Source organism: Streptomyces sp. NBC_00425, from assembly GCF_036030735.1.
GTDB lineage: Bacteria > Actinomycetota > Actinomycetes > Streptomycetales > Streptomycetaceae > Streptomyces.
The window spans coordinates 5,023,801-5,039,983 of sequence record NZ_CP107928.1; the positions used below are offsets into that span (position 1 = coordinate 5,023,801).

Annotated in this window: 16 protein-coding genes; 14 read left to right on the plus strand and 2 right to left on the minus strand. The window is 73.5% G+C overall.

The features are described 5' to 3' along the window. Positions 1–95: 95 nt before the first annotated feature. Positions 96–983 (minus strand): Cof-type HAD-IIB family hydrolase, encoded by an 888-nt coding sequence (locus OHS82_RS21605; RefSeq protein ID WP_199863708.1) that lies wholly within the window; start codon positions 981–983, stop codon positions 96–98. Positions 984–1,173: 190 nt separating this feature from the next. On the opposite strand from OHS82_RS21605, the gene OHS82_RS21610 reads away from it, so the two are divergent. Then, positions 1,174–2,076, plus strand: a complete 903-nt coding sequence (locus tag OHS82_RS21610; RefSeq protein WP_057576528.1) for an LLM class flavin-dependent oxidoreductase — start codon at positions 1,174–1,176, stop codon at positions 2,074–2,076. A 92-nt stretch (positions 2,077–2,168) separates the two neighbouring features. Here OHS82_RS21610 and OHS82_RS21615 read toward each other — a convergent pair whose 3' ends face one another. After that, positions 2,169–3,167: a helix-turn-helix transcriptional regulator gene (locus OHS82_RS21615; RefSeq protein ID WP_063894216.1), complete on the minus strand. Its 999-nt coding sequence runs from the start codon at positions 3,165–3,167 to the stop codon at positions 2,169–2,171. A gap of 300 nt (positions 3,168–3,467) precedes the next feature. On the opposite strand from OHS82_RS21615, the gene OHS82_RS21620 reads away from it, so the two are divergent. The 13 genes from OHS82_RS21620 to OHS82_RS21680 all read left to right on the plus strand — a co-directional run bounded on the left by OHS82_RS21620 (position 3,468) and on the right by OHS82_RS21680 (position 16,161). Then, entirely contained in the window at positions 3,468–3,764 is a 297-nt protein-coding gene (locus OHS82_RS21620; RefSeq protein ID WP_328434311.1) for a hypothetical protein, read from the plus strand. Between the two features lie 58 nt (positions 3,765–3,822). Continuing rightward, positions 3,823–4,803 (plus strand): LLM class flavin-dependent oxidoreductase, encoded by a 981-nt coding sequence (locus OHS82_RS21625; protein ID WP_057576522.1) that lies wholly within the window; start codon positions 3,823–3,825, stop codon positions 4,801–4,803. Positions 4,804–5,008: 205 nt separating this feature from the next. After that, positions 5,009–6,043 carry a daptide biosynthesis RiPP recognition protein gene (gene mpaB, locus OHS82_RS21630; protein WP_328434312.1) on the plus strand — a complete coding sequence of 345 codons (1,035 nt, stop codon included), beginning with the start codon at positions 5,009–5,011 and terminating at the stop codon, positions 6,041–6,043. 11 nt (positions 6,044–6,054) lie between these two features. Next, complete coding sequence (mpaM, locus tag OHS82_RS21635) at positions 6,055–6,900, plus strand: daptide-type RiPP biosynthesis methyltransferase (RefSeq protein WP_057576519.1); 846 nt, start codon at positions 6,055–6,057, stop codon at positions 6,898–6,900. Further along, positions 6,897–8,162: a daptide-type RiPP biosynthesis aminotransferase gene (gene mpaD, locus OHS82_RS21640; protein WP_057576517.1), complete on the plus strand. Its 1,266-nt coding sequence runs from the start codon at positions 6,897–6,899 to the stop codon at positions 8,160–8,162. The genes mpaM and mpaD overlap by 4 nt, the downstream gene beginning before the upstream one ends. 4 nt (positions 8,163–8,166) lie before the next feature. Then, positions 8,167–9,366 (plus strand): daptide-type RiPP biosynthesis dehydogenase, encoded by a 1,200-nt coding sequence (mpaC, locus tag OHS82_RS21645; protein ID WP_057576515.1) that lies wholly within the window; start codon positions 8,167–8,169, stop codon positions 9,364–9,366. 90 nt (positions 9,367–9,456) lie between these two features. Then, positions 9,457–9,612, plus strand: a complete 156-nt coding sequence (locus tag OHS82_RS21650) for a daptide-type RiPP (RefSeq protein ID WP_199863707.1) — start codon at positions 9,457–9,459, stop codon at positions 9,610–9,612. 169 nt (positions 9,613–9,781) lie between these two features. Next, complete coding sequence (locus OHS82_RS21655; RefSeq protein WP_266722724.1) at positions 9,782–9,940, plus strand: daptide-type RiPP; 159 nt, start codon at positions 9,782–9,784, stop codon at positions 9,938–9,940. A gap of 52 nt (positions 9,941–9,992) precedes the next feature. Beyond that, entirely contained in the window at positions 9,993–10,151 is a 159-nt protein-coding gene (locus OHS82_RS21660) for a daptide-type RiPP (protein WP_266722722.1), read from the plus strand. Positions 10,152–10,257: 106 nt separating this feature from the next. Further along, positions 10,258–10,410: a daptide-type RiPP gene (locus tag OHS82_RS21665; protein ID WP_173985607.1), complete on the plus strand. Its 153-nt coding sequence runs from the start codon at positions 10,258–10,260 to the stop codon at positions 10,408–10,410. A 186-nt stretch (positions 10,411–10,596) separates the two neighbouring features. Next, a complete protein-coding gene (gene mpaP, locus OHS82_RS21670) occupies positions 10,597–12,237 on the plus strand; it encodes a daptide biosynthesis intramembrane metalloprotease (RefSeq protein WP_328434313.1) in 1,641 nt (546 codons plus the stop codon). Between the two features lie 13 nt (positions 12,238–12,250). After that, positions 12,251–14,761: a class III lanthionine synthetase LanKC gene (gene lanKC, locus OHS82_RS21675; protein ID WP_057576510.1), complete on the plus strand. Its 2,511-nt coding sequence runs from the start codon at positions 12,251–12,253 to the stop codon at positions 14,759–14,761. Continuing rightward, positions 14,758–16,161, plus strand: coding sequence for a YcaO-like family protein (locus OHS82_RS21680; RefSeq protein ID WP_328434314.1), 1,404 nt, complete (start codon positions 14,758–14,760; stop codon positions 16,159–16,161). The genes lanKC and OHS82_RS21680 overlap by 4 nt, the downstream gene beginning before the upstream one ends. Positions 16,162–16,183: the final 22 nt, after the last annotated feature.

The following is a 16,183-nucleotide window of genomic DNA, read 5'->3' on the forward strand; positions in this document are numbered from 1 at the left end:
ACTGTCCGTGCGGCCGCCGTCGGTACCGGCCGCAACGGCAGTACCGGGGGTACGGCACGGGAGCCGTGCCGTCGGGTGGGTGCACGCGGCCCGGGCTAGCCCCGCTCGGCGAGCAGCCGCTCGATGACGACGGCGACCCCGTCCTCGTTGTTGGCGACGGTGTGCCCGGAGGCCGCCGCGAGCACGTCCGGGTGGGCGTTGCCCATCGCGTACGACCTGCCCGCCCAGGTGAGCATCTCGACGTCGTTCGGCATGTCCCCGAACGCGACGACCTCCTCGTGGGAGATGCCGCGCTCCGCGCAGCACAGGGCGAGCGTGCTGGCCTTGGAGACGTCGGGGCCGCTGATCTCCAGCAGGGCGCTGGGGCTGGAGCGGGTGACGTTGGCACGGTCGCCGATGGCCAGCCGGGCGACGGTGAGGAAGGCGTCGGGGTCGAGCGTGGGGTGGAACGCGAGGATCTTCAGCACCGGCTCACCGGCACCCGGCGCGTCCGGGGCGAGCAGCTGCTCGGCCGGAGCGAGGTGGTCGGGGATCTCCATGTGCATCTTGGGGTACTCCGGCTCCTGGTAGAAGCCGTACGTCTGCTCGACGGCGTACATGGTCCCGGGCGCGGCCTCGCGCAGCAGCCGGACCGCGTCCAGCGCGTTGTCCCGTGCCAGCTCGCGCACCTTGACGAACCGGTGGGCGCCGGGGCCGCCGTGCAGGTCGACCACGGCGGCGCCGTTGCCGCAGATGGCGAGGCCGTGCCCGTGGACGTGGTCGCTGACCACGTCCATCCAGCGGGCCGGGCGGCCGGTGACGAAGAAGACCTCGATGCCCGCCTCCTCGGCCGCGGCGAGGGCGGCGACCGTGCGCGGCGACACGGACTGGTCGTCGCGCAGCAGTGTGCCGTCGAGATCGGTGGCGATGAGCCGGGGCGGGAGGGCGGCGGCCGGGGTCTCGGGCTGTCGGGTCGCTGAGGTCACCGGGCCATTCTCCCGCATATGCCCGCACGGCCGTGCGAGGGCCCGCGCACCTGCGGGGCCGCTGCGGCACGGCCGGCCCGGCTGCGAGGATCCCGTGGCCCGGACCGGGTGGGCGGTCGTGATGCTCAGGCGGCTTCGGCCGGGTCGGCGGCCGTGACGCTCCGGGGGCGCGGCGGGACAGCTCGGGACGCGACGTAGGCTCGGGGGCATGAACGTGCGGCTGAGTACCGTGATCCTGCCCGTCGACCGCTGGCACGAGGGAGGCAGGGCCAAGTGGCGACGCGCCGAGGAGCTCGGCTTCCACGCCGCGTACACCTACGACCACCTGTCGTGGCGGTCCTTCCGGGACGGCCCCTGGTTCGGGGCTCTGCCCACCCTCACCGCTGCCGCCACGGCCACCGAGCGCCTGCGCCTGGGCACCCTGGTGACGTCGCCGAACTTCCGGCACCCGGTGACCCTCGCCAAGGAGCTGATCTCGCTCGACGACATCTCGGGCGGCAGGGTCACGCTGGGCATCGGCGCGGGCGGCAACGGCTTCGACGCCCAGGTGCTGGGACAGGAGGCATGGACGCCGCGGGAACGCGCGGACCGCTTCGGCGAGTTCCTCCCGCTGCTCGACCGTCTGCTCACCGAGGACGCGGTGAGCCACCGGGGTTCCCACTACTCCGCCGAGGAGGCCCGCAACATTCCCGGGTGCGTCCAGCGGCCCCGGCTCCCCTTCGCGGTGGCGGCGACCGGGCCGCGCGGGCTGAAGCTGGCGGCCCGGTACGGGCAGGCGTGGGTGACGACCGGCGACCCCAAGCTGTACGAGGCGGGGACCCCGGAGCAGTCGGACGCGGCCCTGCGCGGCCAGCTCGACAAGCTCGCCAAGGCGTGCGCCGACGTCGGGCGGGACGGTGCGGAGCTGGACCGGATCCTGCTGACCGGGTTCACGCCGGACCGGAGCCGGCCGCTGGAGTCCGTGGAGGCCTTCGTCGACTTCGCGGGGCGTCACCGCGAGCTCGGCTTCACCGAGATCGTGGTCCACTGGCCGATCGCGGACTCCGACTTCGCCGCGGACCAGGCCGTCTTCGAGGACATCGCGACCGAAGCGCTCACCCGGCTGGGCTGAGCGGCGGCGCCGCCCGGCCGAGGCCCGCGGACCGGTGACTTCGGGTACCGGTCGACGGGCCTCGGCCGGGCGGGGTTCTCACGCCGCGGCCGTCATTTCAGCCAGCCCTTCTCGAGCGCGATGAGCGCCGCCTCCACCCGGTTGGCGGCGCCGAGGCGGCGCATGATGACCGCCAGGTGCTTGCGGTAGGTGCGCACGGACACGCCGAGGCGCCGCGCCGCCGTCTCGTCCTTGTCGGCTTCTCTGAGCATGACGAGGATCTCGCGCTCGATGTCGGACGGCAGGTCCGTGTCCTCACCGGGGAGTTCCTCCGCGGCGGCCCACATGCGCTCGAAGAGGGTGACCAGGGTGGCCACCAGGCCGGGCTCGCGCACGAGCAGCGCACCCACGGAGGTGTGGGCCGGGTCGATGGGGGTCAGCGCGGCCGACCGGTCGACGATGATCACCCGCTCGATCGGGTGGTGGGAGATCCGCACCTCGGCTCCGTGCGAGACCAGGTCACGCATGTAGGTGAGCGTGGTCTCGTGCTGCAGGATCGCCGACCCCATGATCATGCGCATACGCACGCCACGGCGCAGCAACCGCATGTTGATCGGGTGCGACACGGCGATCGACTCCTCGGTGAGGCGGCCCATAGGCTCCGTGGTCAGGTCCTCGGTCCGGGCGAAGAAGGTCAGTTCGTCGATGGCCTCCCGGACCGCCTCGATCCCGTGCAGTTGCGTGATCATCCGGCTGTGGTCGTCCGTGTCGGCGCGGGGTGAGGGAGCGGCCGTCAAGCGCTCCCGGAACAGGGACTCGATGACCGCGTGCCGGGTCGCCTCGCTCTCCAGGTCCTCCCGCAGACGGCGCAGGCGGCCGTCGATCAGGGCGTCCACGGCCCGGGGCGGCGGGACCGGGCGTATCGCACCGTGGGTGTTGCGGGTGGCGAGCCCCAGCGCCACCAGCCTGTCCAGGGCCGACTGCTCGGACGGCGTGGCCTCGTCCTCACCGGGCTCCCGGGAGCCGGACGCGGACGAGTCGCGACGCAGCAGAGCGCGGTACAACCGCTCCTCTTCGTCGTTCACGCCTAGGAATGCGAGCAGATTGCCCATGTTTTTCCCCCTGTTTGATGATCGATCACACCGCGGTCCCTGGAATCCTGAGACGCCTGTACTCGACTGTCAACGACGGGTTGACGTCATACGTCCCCCTGGTTGCGGATCGGATGCGGGCTCGTGTCGGGGGTGGGCCCGGCGGGGCGGGAGAGCGCTGCAGCTTGAGGAATCCGCGGGTGCAGCAAGCTGCGCGCAGATGGCCTCGTGGCGGCCCCCGCCAGACGGCAGAGTCGTTCTCGCAAGGAAGCACGAACACCGCAGAACGAACGCCGCATCGAGCATCCGAGGAGACATCCTGTGAACCGTTCCACGTCCCGTAGCGCGCTGTCGTCCCGTCGCCGTGGACACGTCGTCGTCGGTCTGCTGACCGCCGTGACGATCGCCCTCGCCGGCCAGGGAACGGCCGCCGCCGCCGAACAGCCGGCGCAGAGCCGGACGGCGACGGAGACCGTGGCGGCGCACGGGACCGGGAACGGGACGGGTAACGGGGCGGCGCCCGCCGCCGGGCTCGGCCCCCTCGGGTGGCTCCACGTCCTCGGCGGTCTGCTGCCCGACGGAGTGACGCTGCCGAAGAACAACAACGACTGGCAGTAGCCCGCTACCGCGATCGCGGCCGGCCCGACCCGACGACGACCGAGGAGAACCCGAAGCCATGACCGACTACTCCGTGCTCCTCCCCTGCGTCCCCCGCCGTCTGGAGCAGGCACTCCCCTTCGCCGGACTCGTCCGGTGGACCGGGGCGAGCCGCCTCTGGCAGGGACAGGCGATGGTGATGGAGCCTCATCAGACCTTCACCGGTCTGGCCGGGGCCGGGTTCCGGGTCCCGACCGGCTTCGGCGTCACGCTGATGCCCCTGCGCCACCCGTACGAGGCGGCCCTGCAGGCGCGGTCCGTGGCGCTGGCCACCGGGGAACCGGTGATCGCGGGCTTCGGTCCCGGATCGACGGCCTTCCAGGAGAACATCCTCGGGGCCCCGTACGAGAAACCGCTCCAGGTGGCACGGCAGTACGTGACGGCGGTGCGCCGCCTGCTCGACGGCGAGACGGTCGTCATGGACGGTCCGCAGCTGACCTTCCGGGGGCAGCTGGCCCCCGTCGCGGCGCCCCGGGTCGACGTGGGTCTGGGAGTGCTGCGGCCGGCGATGGCGAGGCTGGCGGGCGAGGTGGCCGACGTGGTGATCACCTGGCTGACGCCGCCCGGGTATCTGCGGGACGTCATCCTGCCCGCGGTGGCCGAGGGCGCCGAACGCGCGGGGCGGACGTCATTGCCCCGGGTCGTCGCCATGGTCCCGACGGGACTGGAGAAGGAGGGGCGGGAGGGCGCCGGGCCCGCGCGGCTGGCGCTGGCCGGCAACGCGGCGCACATGCAGGCCCCGCACTACCGGGACATGCTCGGCCGGGCGGGAGTCGACGTGGGCTCCGGGCGGCTCGAGGACGTGGCGCGCGGTGTCGTGGAGACCGGCGCGTTCGCGGGCGGCGATCTGCCGCAGGTGGTCAAGGCGCTCCGGGTCTACGAAGACGTGGGAGTGGACGAGATCGTCCTGAACACCACCGCCGTGTGCAAGCTCTTCGGCGCCCAGGAGTCGCTCGCGGACCTGTCGGCGATCCTGCGGTCCGTCGCGTCACCGCACTGACCGACCGCTCGCCGTCGGCCCTGTGCCGGCCGCCGACCGTTCGCCGTCGGCTGTCCCGGCCGACCGTCTGTCGACGCTGTCGACAAGCGCTCGTCCCCGGCTGTCGCCGTCGCCCGGTCACCTCGTGACCGGCACCCCCGCGCCGCACCCGATTCCCTGCTGCCCGAGGCAGAGGGGGAAGCAGACCAGTAAAGGAACAACTGGCATGGACATGACCATTCGTGGGCGTCTGAAGCAGCACCTCATCTCCTGGGCCACCGCCTCCCCGCTCGCCGGACCCCCCGGCGCGGGCGTCGGCACGCTCGTCCTGGCCGACGCGGCGCACCTCCCCGCCGTCACGGCCGCCGGACTCGTCGGCCCCCGCACCCTCCTCCTGGCACCCGACGACGGCACCCGCGACCTCGCCCCCGCCGTCGGCTACCAGGGCAGCCTCACGGAGCCCGGCGACGAGTTCTCCAACGGCCAGGACTTCTTCCTGCAGACCCACGCCTACGCCGCCAGCCCCTTCATGACCGTCTTCGGGCCGACCGTCGTCCGCGTCTTCGACCGACACGACTTCGAGGTCTTCCTCGCCGACGCCGACCGGGCGCTCGCCGAGGGCGTCTTCCCCGAGTTCCTCCTCACCTCCTCGGTGCTGCTGGCCGACCCGGCCGCCCTGAGCGGTGCTGACGACCCGGCCGACGGACCGGCCCTGCGTCTGTACGCCGACCGCAACGGGCAGGTGTCCACCAGCCCGACGGGAGCGGTGCTCGGCACTGTCGACGACAGCCTCGACGCCCTCGCCGAGAGCTTCGCCCGAGCCGGGAACGCCGCCGCCGCACTCGACGCGGCACTGCCGGCGCAGACCCGGGCCGAAGCCCTGCACGGCCGCCCCTTCCTGGGCCGGTACCTCGCGGCGGTCGCCGCACTGCGCAGCCTCATGGCACGCGGAGCCACCGGCCTGAAGGTCTCCGGGTTCGGCTCCCGGCTGACGCCCGGGCTCGCCGTCTTTGGCGACGACCTGGCGGACCCCTCGCTGCCGATCGTGCTGTACGGGGACGAGGACTCCTACGTCGTGGCCGGCAGCCGGCTGTTCGCCGTCGACCGGCGGGCCGCCCGGACCCTGGAGTGCCTGCTCGCCACCTCCGGAGCGGCGGGCGACCGCGTCCCCGCCCACCACGTGGACCAGCTGGCCGAACTGCTCGCCTCGCACGGCCTGGCGCTGCCCGTACCGCTGCGCGTCCCGGCGGTCACGCGATGAGCGCCCCGGCCATGCCCCTCACGACGACCGCAGCGACCACGACAGCGGAAGCGGCCACGACGACCGAAGGGGGCGTCCTCGCCGCCCGCCGGAAGGCGGAGCTCGGCGGCAGGGCCCGCGTCTGCGGCCTGTACGACGCCCTCGGCGCGCCGGTCTACCACGACCTCGCCACCTACGACGACCCGGAGACCCGGGCCCTGCTGACCGCCGTGCGGACGACGCCCGGCCCTCTGCTCGACCTCGCGGCCGGCTCCGGACGGTTCACCCTGCCGCTGCTCGCCACCGGCCGGGAGGTCACCGCCCTCGACCTGTCCACCGACATGCTGGCGCTGCTGAGGACCCAGCTGGACAGGGCCCCGGCGTCGATGCGGGCCCGCTGCACCGTGGTGCAGGGCGACATGTCCCGGTTCGCCCTCGGGCGGACCTTCCCGCACATCCTGCTCGGCACCACCTCGCTCTCGCTCCTGGACGAGGACGGACGGGCGGGTCTGTACCGCAGCGTCCTGGCACACCTCGCCGAAGGCGGCCGGTTCCTGCTGACCGTCCTGGAACGGGGCGACGCGGACGGCCCCGACGAGACGGTCGTCCGGGCCACCGGGGCCGGCGGCACCGTCTACGAGCTGTACGAGCACTGGCCGGCCGGCGCCGACAGCCGCACCGTCACCCTGTTCCCCGCCGACCCGCCGCAGGACGACAGCCCCGTCATCGTCTGCACGGACCGCGTGGCCGTCCTCGACCTGCCCCGCCTGGAGGAGGAACTCGCCGCGTCCGGCCTGACGGTCACCTCCCGCCGGCTCCTCTCGCCGCCCGACGAGCGTCACCGCGTGACACTCCTGACCACGGAAGCCTCCCGATGACCGCGCTCTGGCCCTACCTCATACCGCCCTCCAGTCACGGCGACGACAGCCTCTGCGCCGTCGGCGCGGCCGGCCACCGCGTCACCTTCGCGGACGGCAGCACCGCCCTCGACGCCGACAGCGGACTGTGGAACGTGAACCTCGGCTACGGCAACGCGGCGATCGCCGGGGCCGTCGCCGAAGCCGCCGCACACGCCTCCTACCTCGGGGCCTTCCGCTTCGAGAACAGCTACGCCCGCCGCGCCGCCGAGGACCTGCTGCGGGTCTGCGGGCCCGACCACTACGCCCGGGTGCTCTTCTCCACCGGCGGCGGCGTCGCCAACGACGCGGTCATGAAACTGGCGCGGATCTACCACGCCGTACAGGGCAGGCCCGGACGGAATCTGGTGGTCGCCCTGCGGGGCAGCTTCCACGGACTGACCTTCGGCGGCTTCGCCCTGACCGGGGAGGACCTCGGGCAGCGGGTCTACGGAGTGGACCAGCGGCTGATCCGCCACGTCACCCCGAACGACACCGCCGAACTGGGCCGGCTGATGACCGCCCTCGGCGGCCAGGTCGCCGCAGTGGTGGTGGAACCCGTCGTCGGCACCGGGACCGTCCCGCTCGACGAGTCGTTCGTGGCCGAACTGGGCCGGCTGCGCGACGAGCACGGCTTCCTCCTGGTCGCCGACGAGGTGGCCACCGGCTTCGGCCGCACCGGAAGCTACTTCGCCTCCGAGAGCTGGCCCGGCCTGCCCGACGTGCTCGTCACGTCCAAGGGCCTGACCAACGGGGCCTGCCCCGCCGCCGCCCTGGTGATGTCCCACCGGGTGACCCGGGCCCTCGTCGAGCACGACACGGTGTTCGCCCACGCCGAGACCCAGGGCGCGACGGCACTCGCCTGCGCCGCGATCAGCGCCACCATCGCCGAGATGGAGCGCCTCGACGCGGTGAACGCCGGCCGCGACGTCGCCGCCTGGCTCCAGCAGGGTCTGGCGGAACTGGTCGAGCGGCATCCGCTCGCCACGCACGCCACCGGCGTCGGCTGCTTCCGCACCCTGCACCTGACGCACCCCGACGGCCGCGCCCTGGCCGGAACGGACGTCGCCGACCTCATCACCCGGATCCGGCACGCGGGCGCCCTCGTCCACCCCGGTCCCTCCGGCATCCAGCTCGTGCCCTCCCTGACGTACAGCCGTGACGAGGTCGCCGAGCTCATGACCTGTGTCGAGGAGGGCCTCGACAGCCTGCTGCCGGCGACCGCCCTGGCCGCGAGGAGCTGACCCCATGCCCGTCTCTCTCGACGCCTACGACCGGATTCCCGGACTGCTGCGGGAACTGCGCCCCACCGGCGTGACCGTCCTGGCCGACCCGGCCGTGGCCGACCACGCCGTCACCCGGAACGTCACCGCCGAGATCGTCCGCGCCGGGTTCACGCCCACCGTCGCGGTCACCCCGGCGGACGGCGGGATGCGGGCCGTGGAGGCCCACGCCTCCCGGTTCTCGCCCGGTGAGCTGGTCGTCGGCGTCGGCGGGGGCAGCACCCTCGACTTCGCGAAGCTCTCGGCCGCCGTCGGCCGCCGTCCCGGACTCCTGCGCTACCTGACCTCCGCACAGCGCAGCGGCCTCGTGGCGCTCCCGCTCACGGCGGGAGAGCACGCCGAGGTCCTCGCGGTCCCCACCACCCTGGGCACCGGCAGCGAGGCGGGACCCGTGGCCTGCTTCCCGCACGAGGACGGCAAACGCATCGCGATGGGGGAGTGCCTGCGCCCCCGTGCCGCCCTCCGGGTGCCCGAGGCCACCGAGACCCTCCCGGGGCCGCTCGTCCTGGACGGCGTCCTCGAAGCGGTCTTCAGGACCGTCATCCCGTACAGCAGCGACACCCTCGACCTTCCGGAACAGGACGCCGCCGTGGAGGAGTTGGCGGGAGAACTGCTGACGGCCGGCGACGAACTGGCCCGGCACCTCGCCGCCGGCCGGCCGGCCCCCGCGCCGGAGCGGCTGCGGGTCGCCCGGCTCAGCGCCGAGAGTCAGCGCGGAGCCATCAACGTCGGACGCAGCCCCTACGCGGTGAAGTGCTGGGCCCTCGCCAACGAGCTCTCCACCACGCTGGGACTGGCCAAGATGCGCGCGGTCGCCGCCCTGTGGCCGGTCGTGTGGCGGCAGGCCCTGCGGGGGGACACCCGCTTCGGCAGCGCCGACCGCGTCCACCGCCTGTGGGAGCGCCTGGGGCAGCGGGCCCCGTGGCTCGCGCCACGGCCCGACGACGGCCTCGAACAGCTGATGCACCGCTGGCGGATCGACCGCACCGTGCACCTCGCCCCGCACCTGCGCCACCACGTCGCCCTGCGCAGTGTGCGCGCCTGGGGCGCCGGACTTCCCACCCTCGCCGGGTTGAGCGCCGACGACGTCGTCGCGCTCCTCGCCGAGGCCACCGAGCCGAGCGCCTTCCCGGCCGGCTCCCCCGAACCCCTCCCGGCGGCCTGAGCGCCGACCGGGAGGAGCACAGCACCACCCGCACCACCCACCGGACAGCGTCCCGGAGAAGCCGGGCGCACCGAACACAAGGAGAACGTCATGACGAAGCACACGCTGGTCGAGCAGGAGCTGCAGGAGCTCGGCACCGAGCTGGAGATGCAGGAGCTGGAGGCCGTGCAGGCCCCGGGCTGGGCCACCAGCGTCGGCGTCAGCGTCGGCATCTCGATCGTCTCCGTCGCCTGGAGCCTCACCTGATCGAGCCGGCTCCGGCCGTCCGATCCGCCGTGCCGTGCCCCGCGCACGGCAGGACATCCCCCGACGGCTGCCGCACGGCTCCGTAAGCCGCGTGGCAGCCGGGGGGAACCCCGGAACCCCGGGTCAGCACGCACCACATCCGCCGCAACAGCCGAGAGAGGCCACTGACATGAGCGAGAACCCGGGCACCGTCGAGAGCTTCGACAACGCCGACCTGGTCGAGCTGGAGATGCAGGAGCTGGAGGCGCTGGAGGCCCCGGGCTGGGGCACCATCAGCGCCGTCTTCTCCGCCGGTGTCTCGGTCGGTGTCTCGATCACGCTGACCTGATCCGTTCCGCACCGTCCCGACACCCGCCGAACCACCGAGAGAGGCAACCGACATGAGCGAGAACCCGGGCACCGTCGAGTCCTTCGACAACGCCGACCTGGTCGAGCTGGAGATGCAGGAGCTGGAGGCGCTGGAGGCCCCGGGCTGGGGCACCATCAGCGCCGCCTTCTCCGCCGGCGTCTCGATCGGCGTCTCCGTCACCCTCACCTGAGCCGTACCGCCCGCACCATCCGCACTGCTCGTGCGACCGCACCACCCGCACCACCGCACCACCCGCACCGACCCAACCCGTAGAACACCTCTGAGAGGACACCACCATGGCTGAGAACCTGGGCGCCATCGAGAACGCCGAGCTCGTCGAGCTGGAGATGCAGGAGCTCGAGACCCTCGAGGCCCCCGGCTTCTGGACCGGCGTCTCCATCGGCACCGCCATCAGCGCCTCCGTCGCCACCTCGATCACCCTCACCTGAGAGCGACACCGGCGAGCGCACTGACGCGGTGGGAGACGGAGTAGCCGGATCCCTTCCGCACCTCGGAACCCGACTCGGGTGAGACCGAGGATCTGCGGTGGTCCGGCCGGCTTCGGCCGGCCGGACCACCGAAAGGGTGCCGCGCGCTCTCCTCCTCCCCGCCGCCGTCCCGCAAAGGAAACGCCAGTGAGCGCTGTCACGAGCCCCCCGCCACCCACCGTCCCGGCCCACACGAGGCACCCCCGCCTCGCCCCGAGCGCCGAGGTCCACTCGCCCGCCGACGGACAGGGCGACTGGGTTCTCCAGCACGGCGCCCGCTACGTACGGATCACCGAACACGTCGCGGATCTCGTCCAGGAGCTGGACGGGGAGCGCGACCACGCGACCCTCGCCGCACGGCTGGGCGGAGCCTGGAGCACCGAGCGGGTGGGCAGCGCGATCTCGCGGCTCGACTCCCTCAGACTGCTCGACGACGGCGAGACCAAGGCGCCCGCCGTCGCCCCCCGATTCCAGATCGTCCCCCCGATGACCCTCCAGCTCACGCTGCTGCGGCCGGGACGCACGATGCAGGCCCTGCGCCCCGTGTTCGCCCGCCTCTTCTCCCGGGGGGCGGTGGCGGCCGGGATGCTCTGCGTCCTGCTCGGCGCCGGCGCTCTGATCGCGCAGCGCGACGCCGTCGCGGTCACGCTGAACAGCCCGCTCTCCGCGGTCTCGTTCACCGGAGTGCTCGTCGCGCTGCTGCTCGGCGTCTCCCTCCACGAGCTGGGTCACGCCGCCGTCCTCATCCGCTACGGGGGCCGGCCCTCGCGCATCGGCGTCATGCTCTTCTACCTGATGCCGGCGTTCTTCTGCGACGTCTCGGACGCCTGGCGCCTCCCCGACCGCCGGCAGCGGGTGCACACCGCGCTCGCCGGGCCCGCGGTCCAGACCTCCCTGGCGGCCGCCTCGGCCCTCGCCGCCTGGCCCCTCGCGGACGGCACCGCCAAGACCTGCCTGCTGTTCTTCGCCGTCACCAGCTACGGAACGGCCCTGCTCAACCTGACGCCGTTCATCAAACTCGACGGCTACATCGCGCTGATGAGCCACGTGGACGTTCCGTACCTGCGCGACCGCGCCATGGCCGACGCTCGCCGCGCCCTCGCCCGCTTCCTGTTCGGCGGCACGTACCAGCGCGAACTGCCCACCCGCTGGACCGTCGTGTACGGCTTCGCCTGCCTCGCCTTCCCGGTGTACTTCCTGAGCACCGCCCTGCAGACCTGGCTCGGCACCCTCCAGCGGGTCGGCTGGGTCGGACTCCTCCTGGCCGCCTCCGGGCTCTCGTACATCGTGTGGATGCTGGTCCGCGGCGCCCTTCGGCTCTCCGCCGAGGTCAAGGCCGCCGGAGTCCGCCGGGCCCGGGCCGGGGCCGTCTGCGGCGCGCTGGCCGCCGCCGTCTGCGCCGCGCTGTTCCTGCCCGTGCAGCAGACGGTGGCCGCCGCCTACGTCACCGACGCCTCCGGCACCCGGCTCGTCCTGCCGCAGGGCTCGTCGGCCGAACTGATCCACGCCGGGCAGCGCGTGACGCTGAAGACGAACGGCCTGGTGCTGCAGGACGACGTCGCGACCGCCCGGGTGGGAGCCGCTCCGGCCGCGCAGACCGAGGTTCCGGTCTCCACCTACTTCCCCGTGGACCTCGGAAGCGCCGTGGGCATGGACTCGACGGCCTTCTCCCTGGACCTCGACCGCACCCCGACGCCGGCCACCGGCACCGCCGAGGTCGAGCTGGGCAGCGTGCCCCTGTGGAAGTCCCTCCACCGCACCTACGTGCTCCCGTTCCTGCCCTTCTGACTCTGGAGACACCGTGCTCGACACCCGGTTCATCAACTTCTGCCGCGCGGACTCGCTCTTCTACGACGCCCCCGCCGCCGAATCCACCGGCGCGGACTTCCACGAGGGCCGGACCCTGCCCGAGGGCTGGACCGCCACTCGAGGACGGGAGTGGACCGTCTGCGTCCCGCCGGACTCCCGGATCCCCGACCAGGGCTGGAAGATCCACGTCGCGGCCTCCCCCGACAACGCGGCCGAACTCCTCGACGCGGTCGTCCCGTACTGCGTCGAGCACGGGCTGATGTTCAAGTACATCTCCGACCTGGAGACGCTCGGCCGGCGCGGCAGCAAGTACGGGGACCGCACCGCCAGCGGGAAGTTCATCACCGTCTACCCGGTCGACGAGACGGCTCTGCGCACCGCCCTCGACGACCTCGACGGCCTCGTCGGAGGGACGCCCGCACCCTCCGTGCTGAGCGATCTCCGTTGGAAGCAGGGGCCGTTGTACGTGCGTTACGGTGGCTTCGTGCTGAAGACCACCCGCCTCAAGGATGGCACCCTGGCACCCGCGATCACCGCGCCGAACGGCGAACTCGTCCCCGACGAGCGGCGCCCCGGCTTCCGTCCCCCCGCCTGGGTCACCCTCCCCTCCTTCCTCCAGGAGGCGGCCGACGAGCGGCGCCGCGGCACCCTCACCGACTTCCCCTTCCGCGTCTACAAGGCCCTCCACTTCTCCAACGGAGGCGGCGTCTACCGCGCCGTCGACAAGCGCGACGGAACCGAGGTCCTGCTCAAGGAGGCCCGTCCGCTCGCCGGTCTCGACGCGGCCGGCGACGACGCCGTCACCCGCCTCGAGCGCGAGCACTGGGCGCTGTCCCGGCTCTCCGGTCTGCCGTCCGTGCCCACCCTGAGGGACGTGCGCAAGGGGAACGAACACCTCTTCCTCGCCCGCGACTACGTCGACGGCACTCCGCTCACGGAGCTCGTCCGCCTGCGGCACCCCTTCGGCACCACCGACAACACGGCGCGGGCCCGCGCGGAGTACACGGCCTGGACGCTGCACATCCTGGACCAGGTCGCCGAGGGCGTGGCCGCCATGCACGAGCGCGGTGTGGTCTTCGGCGACCTGCACCCGGGCAACGTCCTCGTCCGCCCCGACGACACCGTCGCCTTCATCGACATGGAGACCGCCACCCCCGCCGAGGAGATGCGCGCGCAGGCCATGGGCTCCCTCGGCTTCCGGGCCCCCGACCACCTCCGGGGTCCCGACGTCGACCTGTTCGCGCTCGACGTGCTCCGGCTGACCATGTTCGTCCCCATGCCGCACGTCGTGCCGTGGGGCACCGAGAAGATCCGCACCCTGATCGACGTGGCCGCCCGTGACTTCCCCCTTCCCGAGTCCTTCGTCCGGCAGATCGAGCGCGGTCTCGGCGACGACGTCCTGGGCGCGCGGACGGAGTACGGCGTGCGCTGGCCCGCCGCCGGGGAGGAGACCGGGAGCCTGATCGCGGACATCGCCGGCTCCATCGTCGAGGCGGCCACCCCCGAGCGGACCGACCGTCTCTACCCGGGCGACGTCTCGCAGTTCATGGTCGACGACGGCGGCGTGACCTTCGCGTACGGGGCGGCGGGTGTCCTCTGGGCGCTGCACCGCGCCGGCGCCGAGCCGCCCGCCGAACACGTCCAGTGGTTCCTCGACCGGTCCGAGCGGGTCGCCGGCGACGGCCCCGGCTTCCTCACCGGCCTCGCCGGCGTCGCGTACACCCTGGAGGAGCTCGGTCGTCCCGACGCCGCCGACGCGGTCATGGACCGGGCCTTCGCCGGTTGCGACGCCAACGTGGGGTCCACCCTGGCGACCGGCCTCTCCGGCCTCGGTCTGACCGCGCTGCACCTGTCCGTCCGGCGCGGTGACGACCGGCGCCTGCGCCAGGCGCTCGAACTCGCCGAGCGGCTGCCCGACACCCCGGCGCCCCAGCGCGTGGGACTGCTGCACGGTCGCTGCGGCCGCGCTCTCCTCCTGCTGCGCCTGTACGAACACACCGGCCGCACCGACCTGTTGGAGCGGGCCCTGGCCGAACTCCACGCCGAACTGGAGCGCATCGGCGGCGACGACTTCGACGACCGCTTCCTCAGCGCCGGACTCGAAGGCTCCGCGGGCATCCTGATCGCCCTGCGCGCCGCACTGCGGCACACCCCCGACGACATACGGATACGTGCCGCCGTGGACCGGCTGCGGACCTTGCGGCGCGGCGGCTTCGCCACCTCGTGCGGCCTTCTGCACGGCCGCGGCGGTGAGCTCCTCGCCCTCGCGGACGGTGGCAGCGAGATCGAGCGGGACGTCCTGCGCTTCCACCTGGACGCCCTCGGCTGGGAGGCGATAGCCGCCGAGCCCGGACGCGTCGACTTCCTCGGCAACTACGGCTACCGCCTCTCCACCGACCTGGGCACCGGTTCGGCGGGAGTCCTGCTGGCCCTCGCCGCCCTGCGCGACGGCGCCCCGGCCCTGTCCTTCCTCGCCCCCTCGGCCGCCGGGGCGCGACGGTGATCGACATCCCGACCACCCTCGACCCGGCCTCGGGCATCGCCCTGAGGTACGCGGTCACCCCGCCGCACGACGGCGATCCGCTGTGGAGCAGCGCGGTCGAACTCCAGCCGGTGGACGGGTTCGAGGCGATCGTCGGCTCCCTCGCTTCCGCAGCTTCCGTGGGAGCGGCGGGCTCCGTGGGAGCGGGGGGCGCCGGGGGCGTTCGTCCGGGCGCCACCGCTGCGACCCGCTCCGCCACGGCCACGGCCACGGCCACGGCCCCCGCCGGGCCGGACGCCGGCGTCTGCGACCTCCCGCTGTCCGCCCGGTTCGCCGGGGCCAGCGGCGCCTCCCGGGTCGACGCGCTGCTGCGCGGAGCGGGCGAGGCCGTCGAGCGGCGCGCCCTGCACCCCTCGGCCGCGCACCCCGCCCGCTTCGGCAACGCCGCCGGCCTGGCCGCCACGACGCTGTACGCGCACCACCCGGACCACGCCCTGTCGCACCCGGACGCCGAGACGGCCGACCTGTACTGGTACGAGGCCCGGGACCTGGACACCGGCGCGCCCGTCCTGGTCCCCGCGGACCTCGTCGACTGGCCGGCGCGTCGGGCCGACCTGTTCGATCCGAGCCCGTCCGGGGCGGCGGCCGGCGCGAGCCACCAGACCGCTCTCGCCGCGGCGATGATCGAGGTGACGGAACGGGACGCCCTCACCGTCGCCTGGGGCCGCCGCTTGCGTCTGCCGACGTACGTCCCGTCGCCCGCCGACACCGGGCTCTCGGCGATGTGGCGGCGGGCGCGCGAGGAGGGGCTGACCCCCGTCCTCGCCCGGATTCCCACGGCAGTGCCCGGACTCTGGTGCATGACCGGCTTCCTGATCGATCCGGAGGGACCGGGCGCCCTGGCCGCCGTCGGCATGAAGGCGTCGACGCGGCCGGCCGAGGCCGCCGTCAAGGCGTTCCAGGAGGCGTGGCAGGTACGGGCCGCGCTGCGGGCGCTGCGCGGCCAGGGCGAGACCGGGCGCCTCGCCCCGATCGTGACGGAGCACGACCGGCTCCGCCACATGCTCACCGGCACCGCGTACGAGAGCGTGCGCGACTGGGTCGCGGGCTTCCGGGAGCCGGAACCGTTGCCGGCTCCCCCGCCCGCGCGTGACCTGGAGGCGGAGGACATCCGGCGGGCCCTCACCGCCGACGGAGCGGGTCTCCTCGCCGTGGACCTCACGCCGCGCCTCCCGTCGGCGGTCGCCGCCATGGGCTGGCATGTCGTCAAGGTGCTGGCGCCCGGCTACCAGGGCCTGCGGATGGACGAGACGCACCTGTGGAGCTGGCACCTGCCCCGACTGGAGTCCGCGCCCGAGCGCACCGGCTGCGCCGCCGGGCTGGACGACCCATGCGAAGCGGCCCCGCACCCGCTGCCCTGACCCGACGGCGGTCCGCCGCCGC

Coding starts and splice junctions, on each gene's coding strand:
- mpaC (WP_057576515.1), top strand. CDS start 8,167: ATGCCCGTCTCTCTCGACGCCTACGACCGGATTCCCGGACTGCTGCGG.
- mpaB (WP_328434312.1), top strand. CDS start 5,009: ATGGACATGACCATTCGTGGGCGTCTGAAGCAGCACCTCATCTCCTGG.
- OHS82_RS21660 (WP_266722722.1), top strand. CDS start 9,993: ATGAGCGAGAACCCGGGCACCGTCGAGTCCTTCGACAACGCCGACCTG.
- mpaM (WP_057576519.1), top strand. CDS start 6,055: ATGCCCCTCACGACGACCGCAGCGACCACGACAGCGGAAGCGGCCACG.
- OHS82_RS21665 (WP_173985607.1), top strand. CDS start 10,258: ATGGCTGAGAACCTGGGCGCCATCGAGAACGCCGAGCTCGTCGAGCTG.
- OHS82_RS21625 (WP_057576522.1), top strand. CDS start 3,823: ATGACCGACTACTCCGTGCTCCTCCCCTGCGTCCCCCGCCGTCTGGAG.
- OHS82_RS21610 (WP_057576528.1), top strand. CDS start 1,174: ATGAACGTGCGGCTGAGTACCGTGATCCTGCCCGTCGACCGCTGGCAC.
- OHS82_RS21650 (WP_199863707.1), top strand. CDS start 9,457: ATGACGAAGCACACGCTGGTCGAGCAGGAGCTGCAGGAGCTCGGCACC.
- OHS82_RS21605 (WP_199863708.1), bottom strand. CDS start 983: ATGCGGGAGAATGGCCCGGTGACCTCAGCGACCCGACAGCCCGAGACC.
- OHS82_RS21655 (WP_266722724.1), top strand. CDS start 9,782: ATGAGCGAGAACCCGGGCACCGTCGAGAGCTTCGACAACGCCGACCTG.
- mpaD (WP_057576517.1), top strand. CDS start 6,897: ATGACCGCGCTCTGGCCCTACCTCATACCGCCCTCCAGTCACGGCGAC.
- OHS82_RS21615 (WP_063894216.1), bottom strand. CDS start 3,167: ATGGGCAATCTGCTCGCATTCCTAGGCGTGAACGACGAAGAGGAGCGG.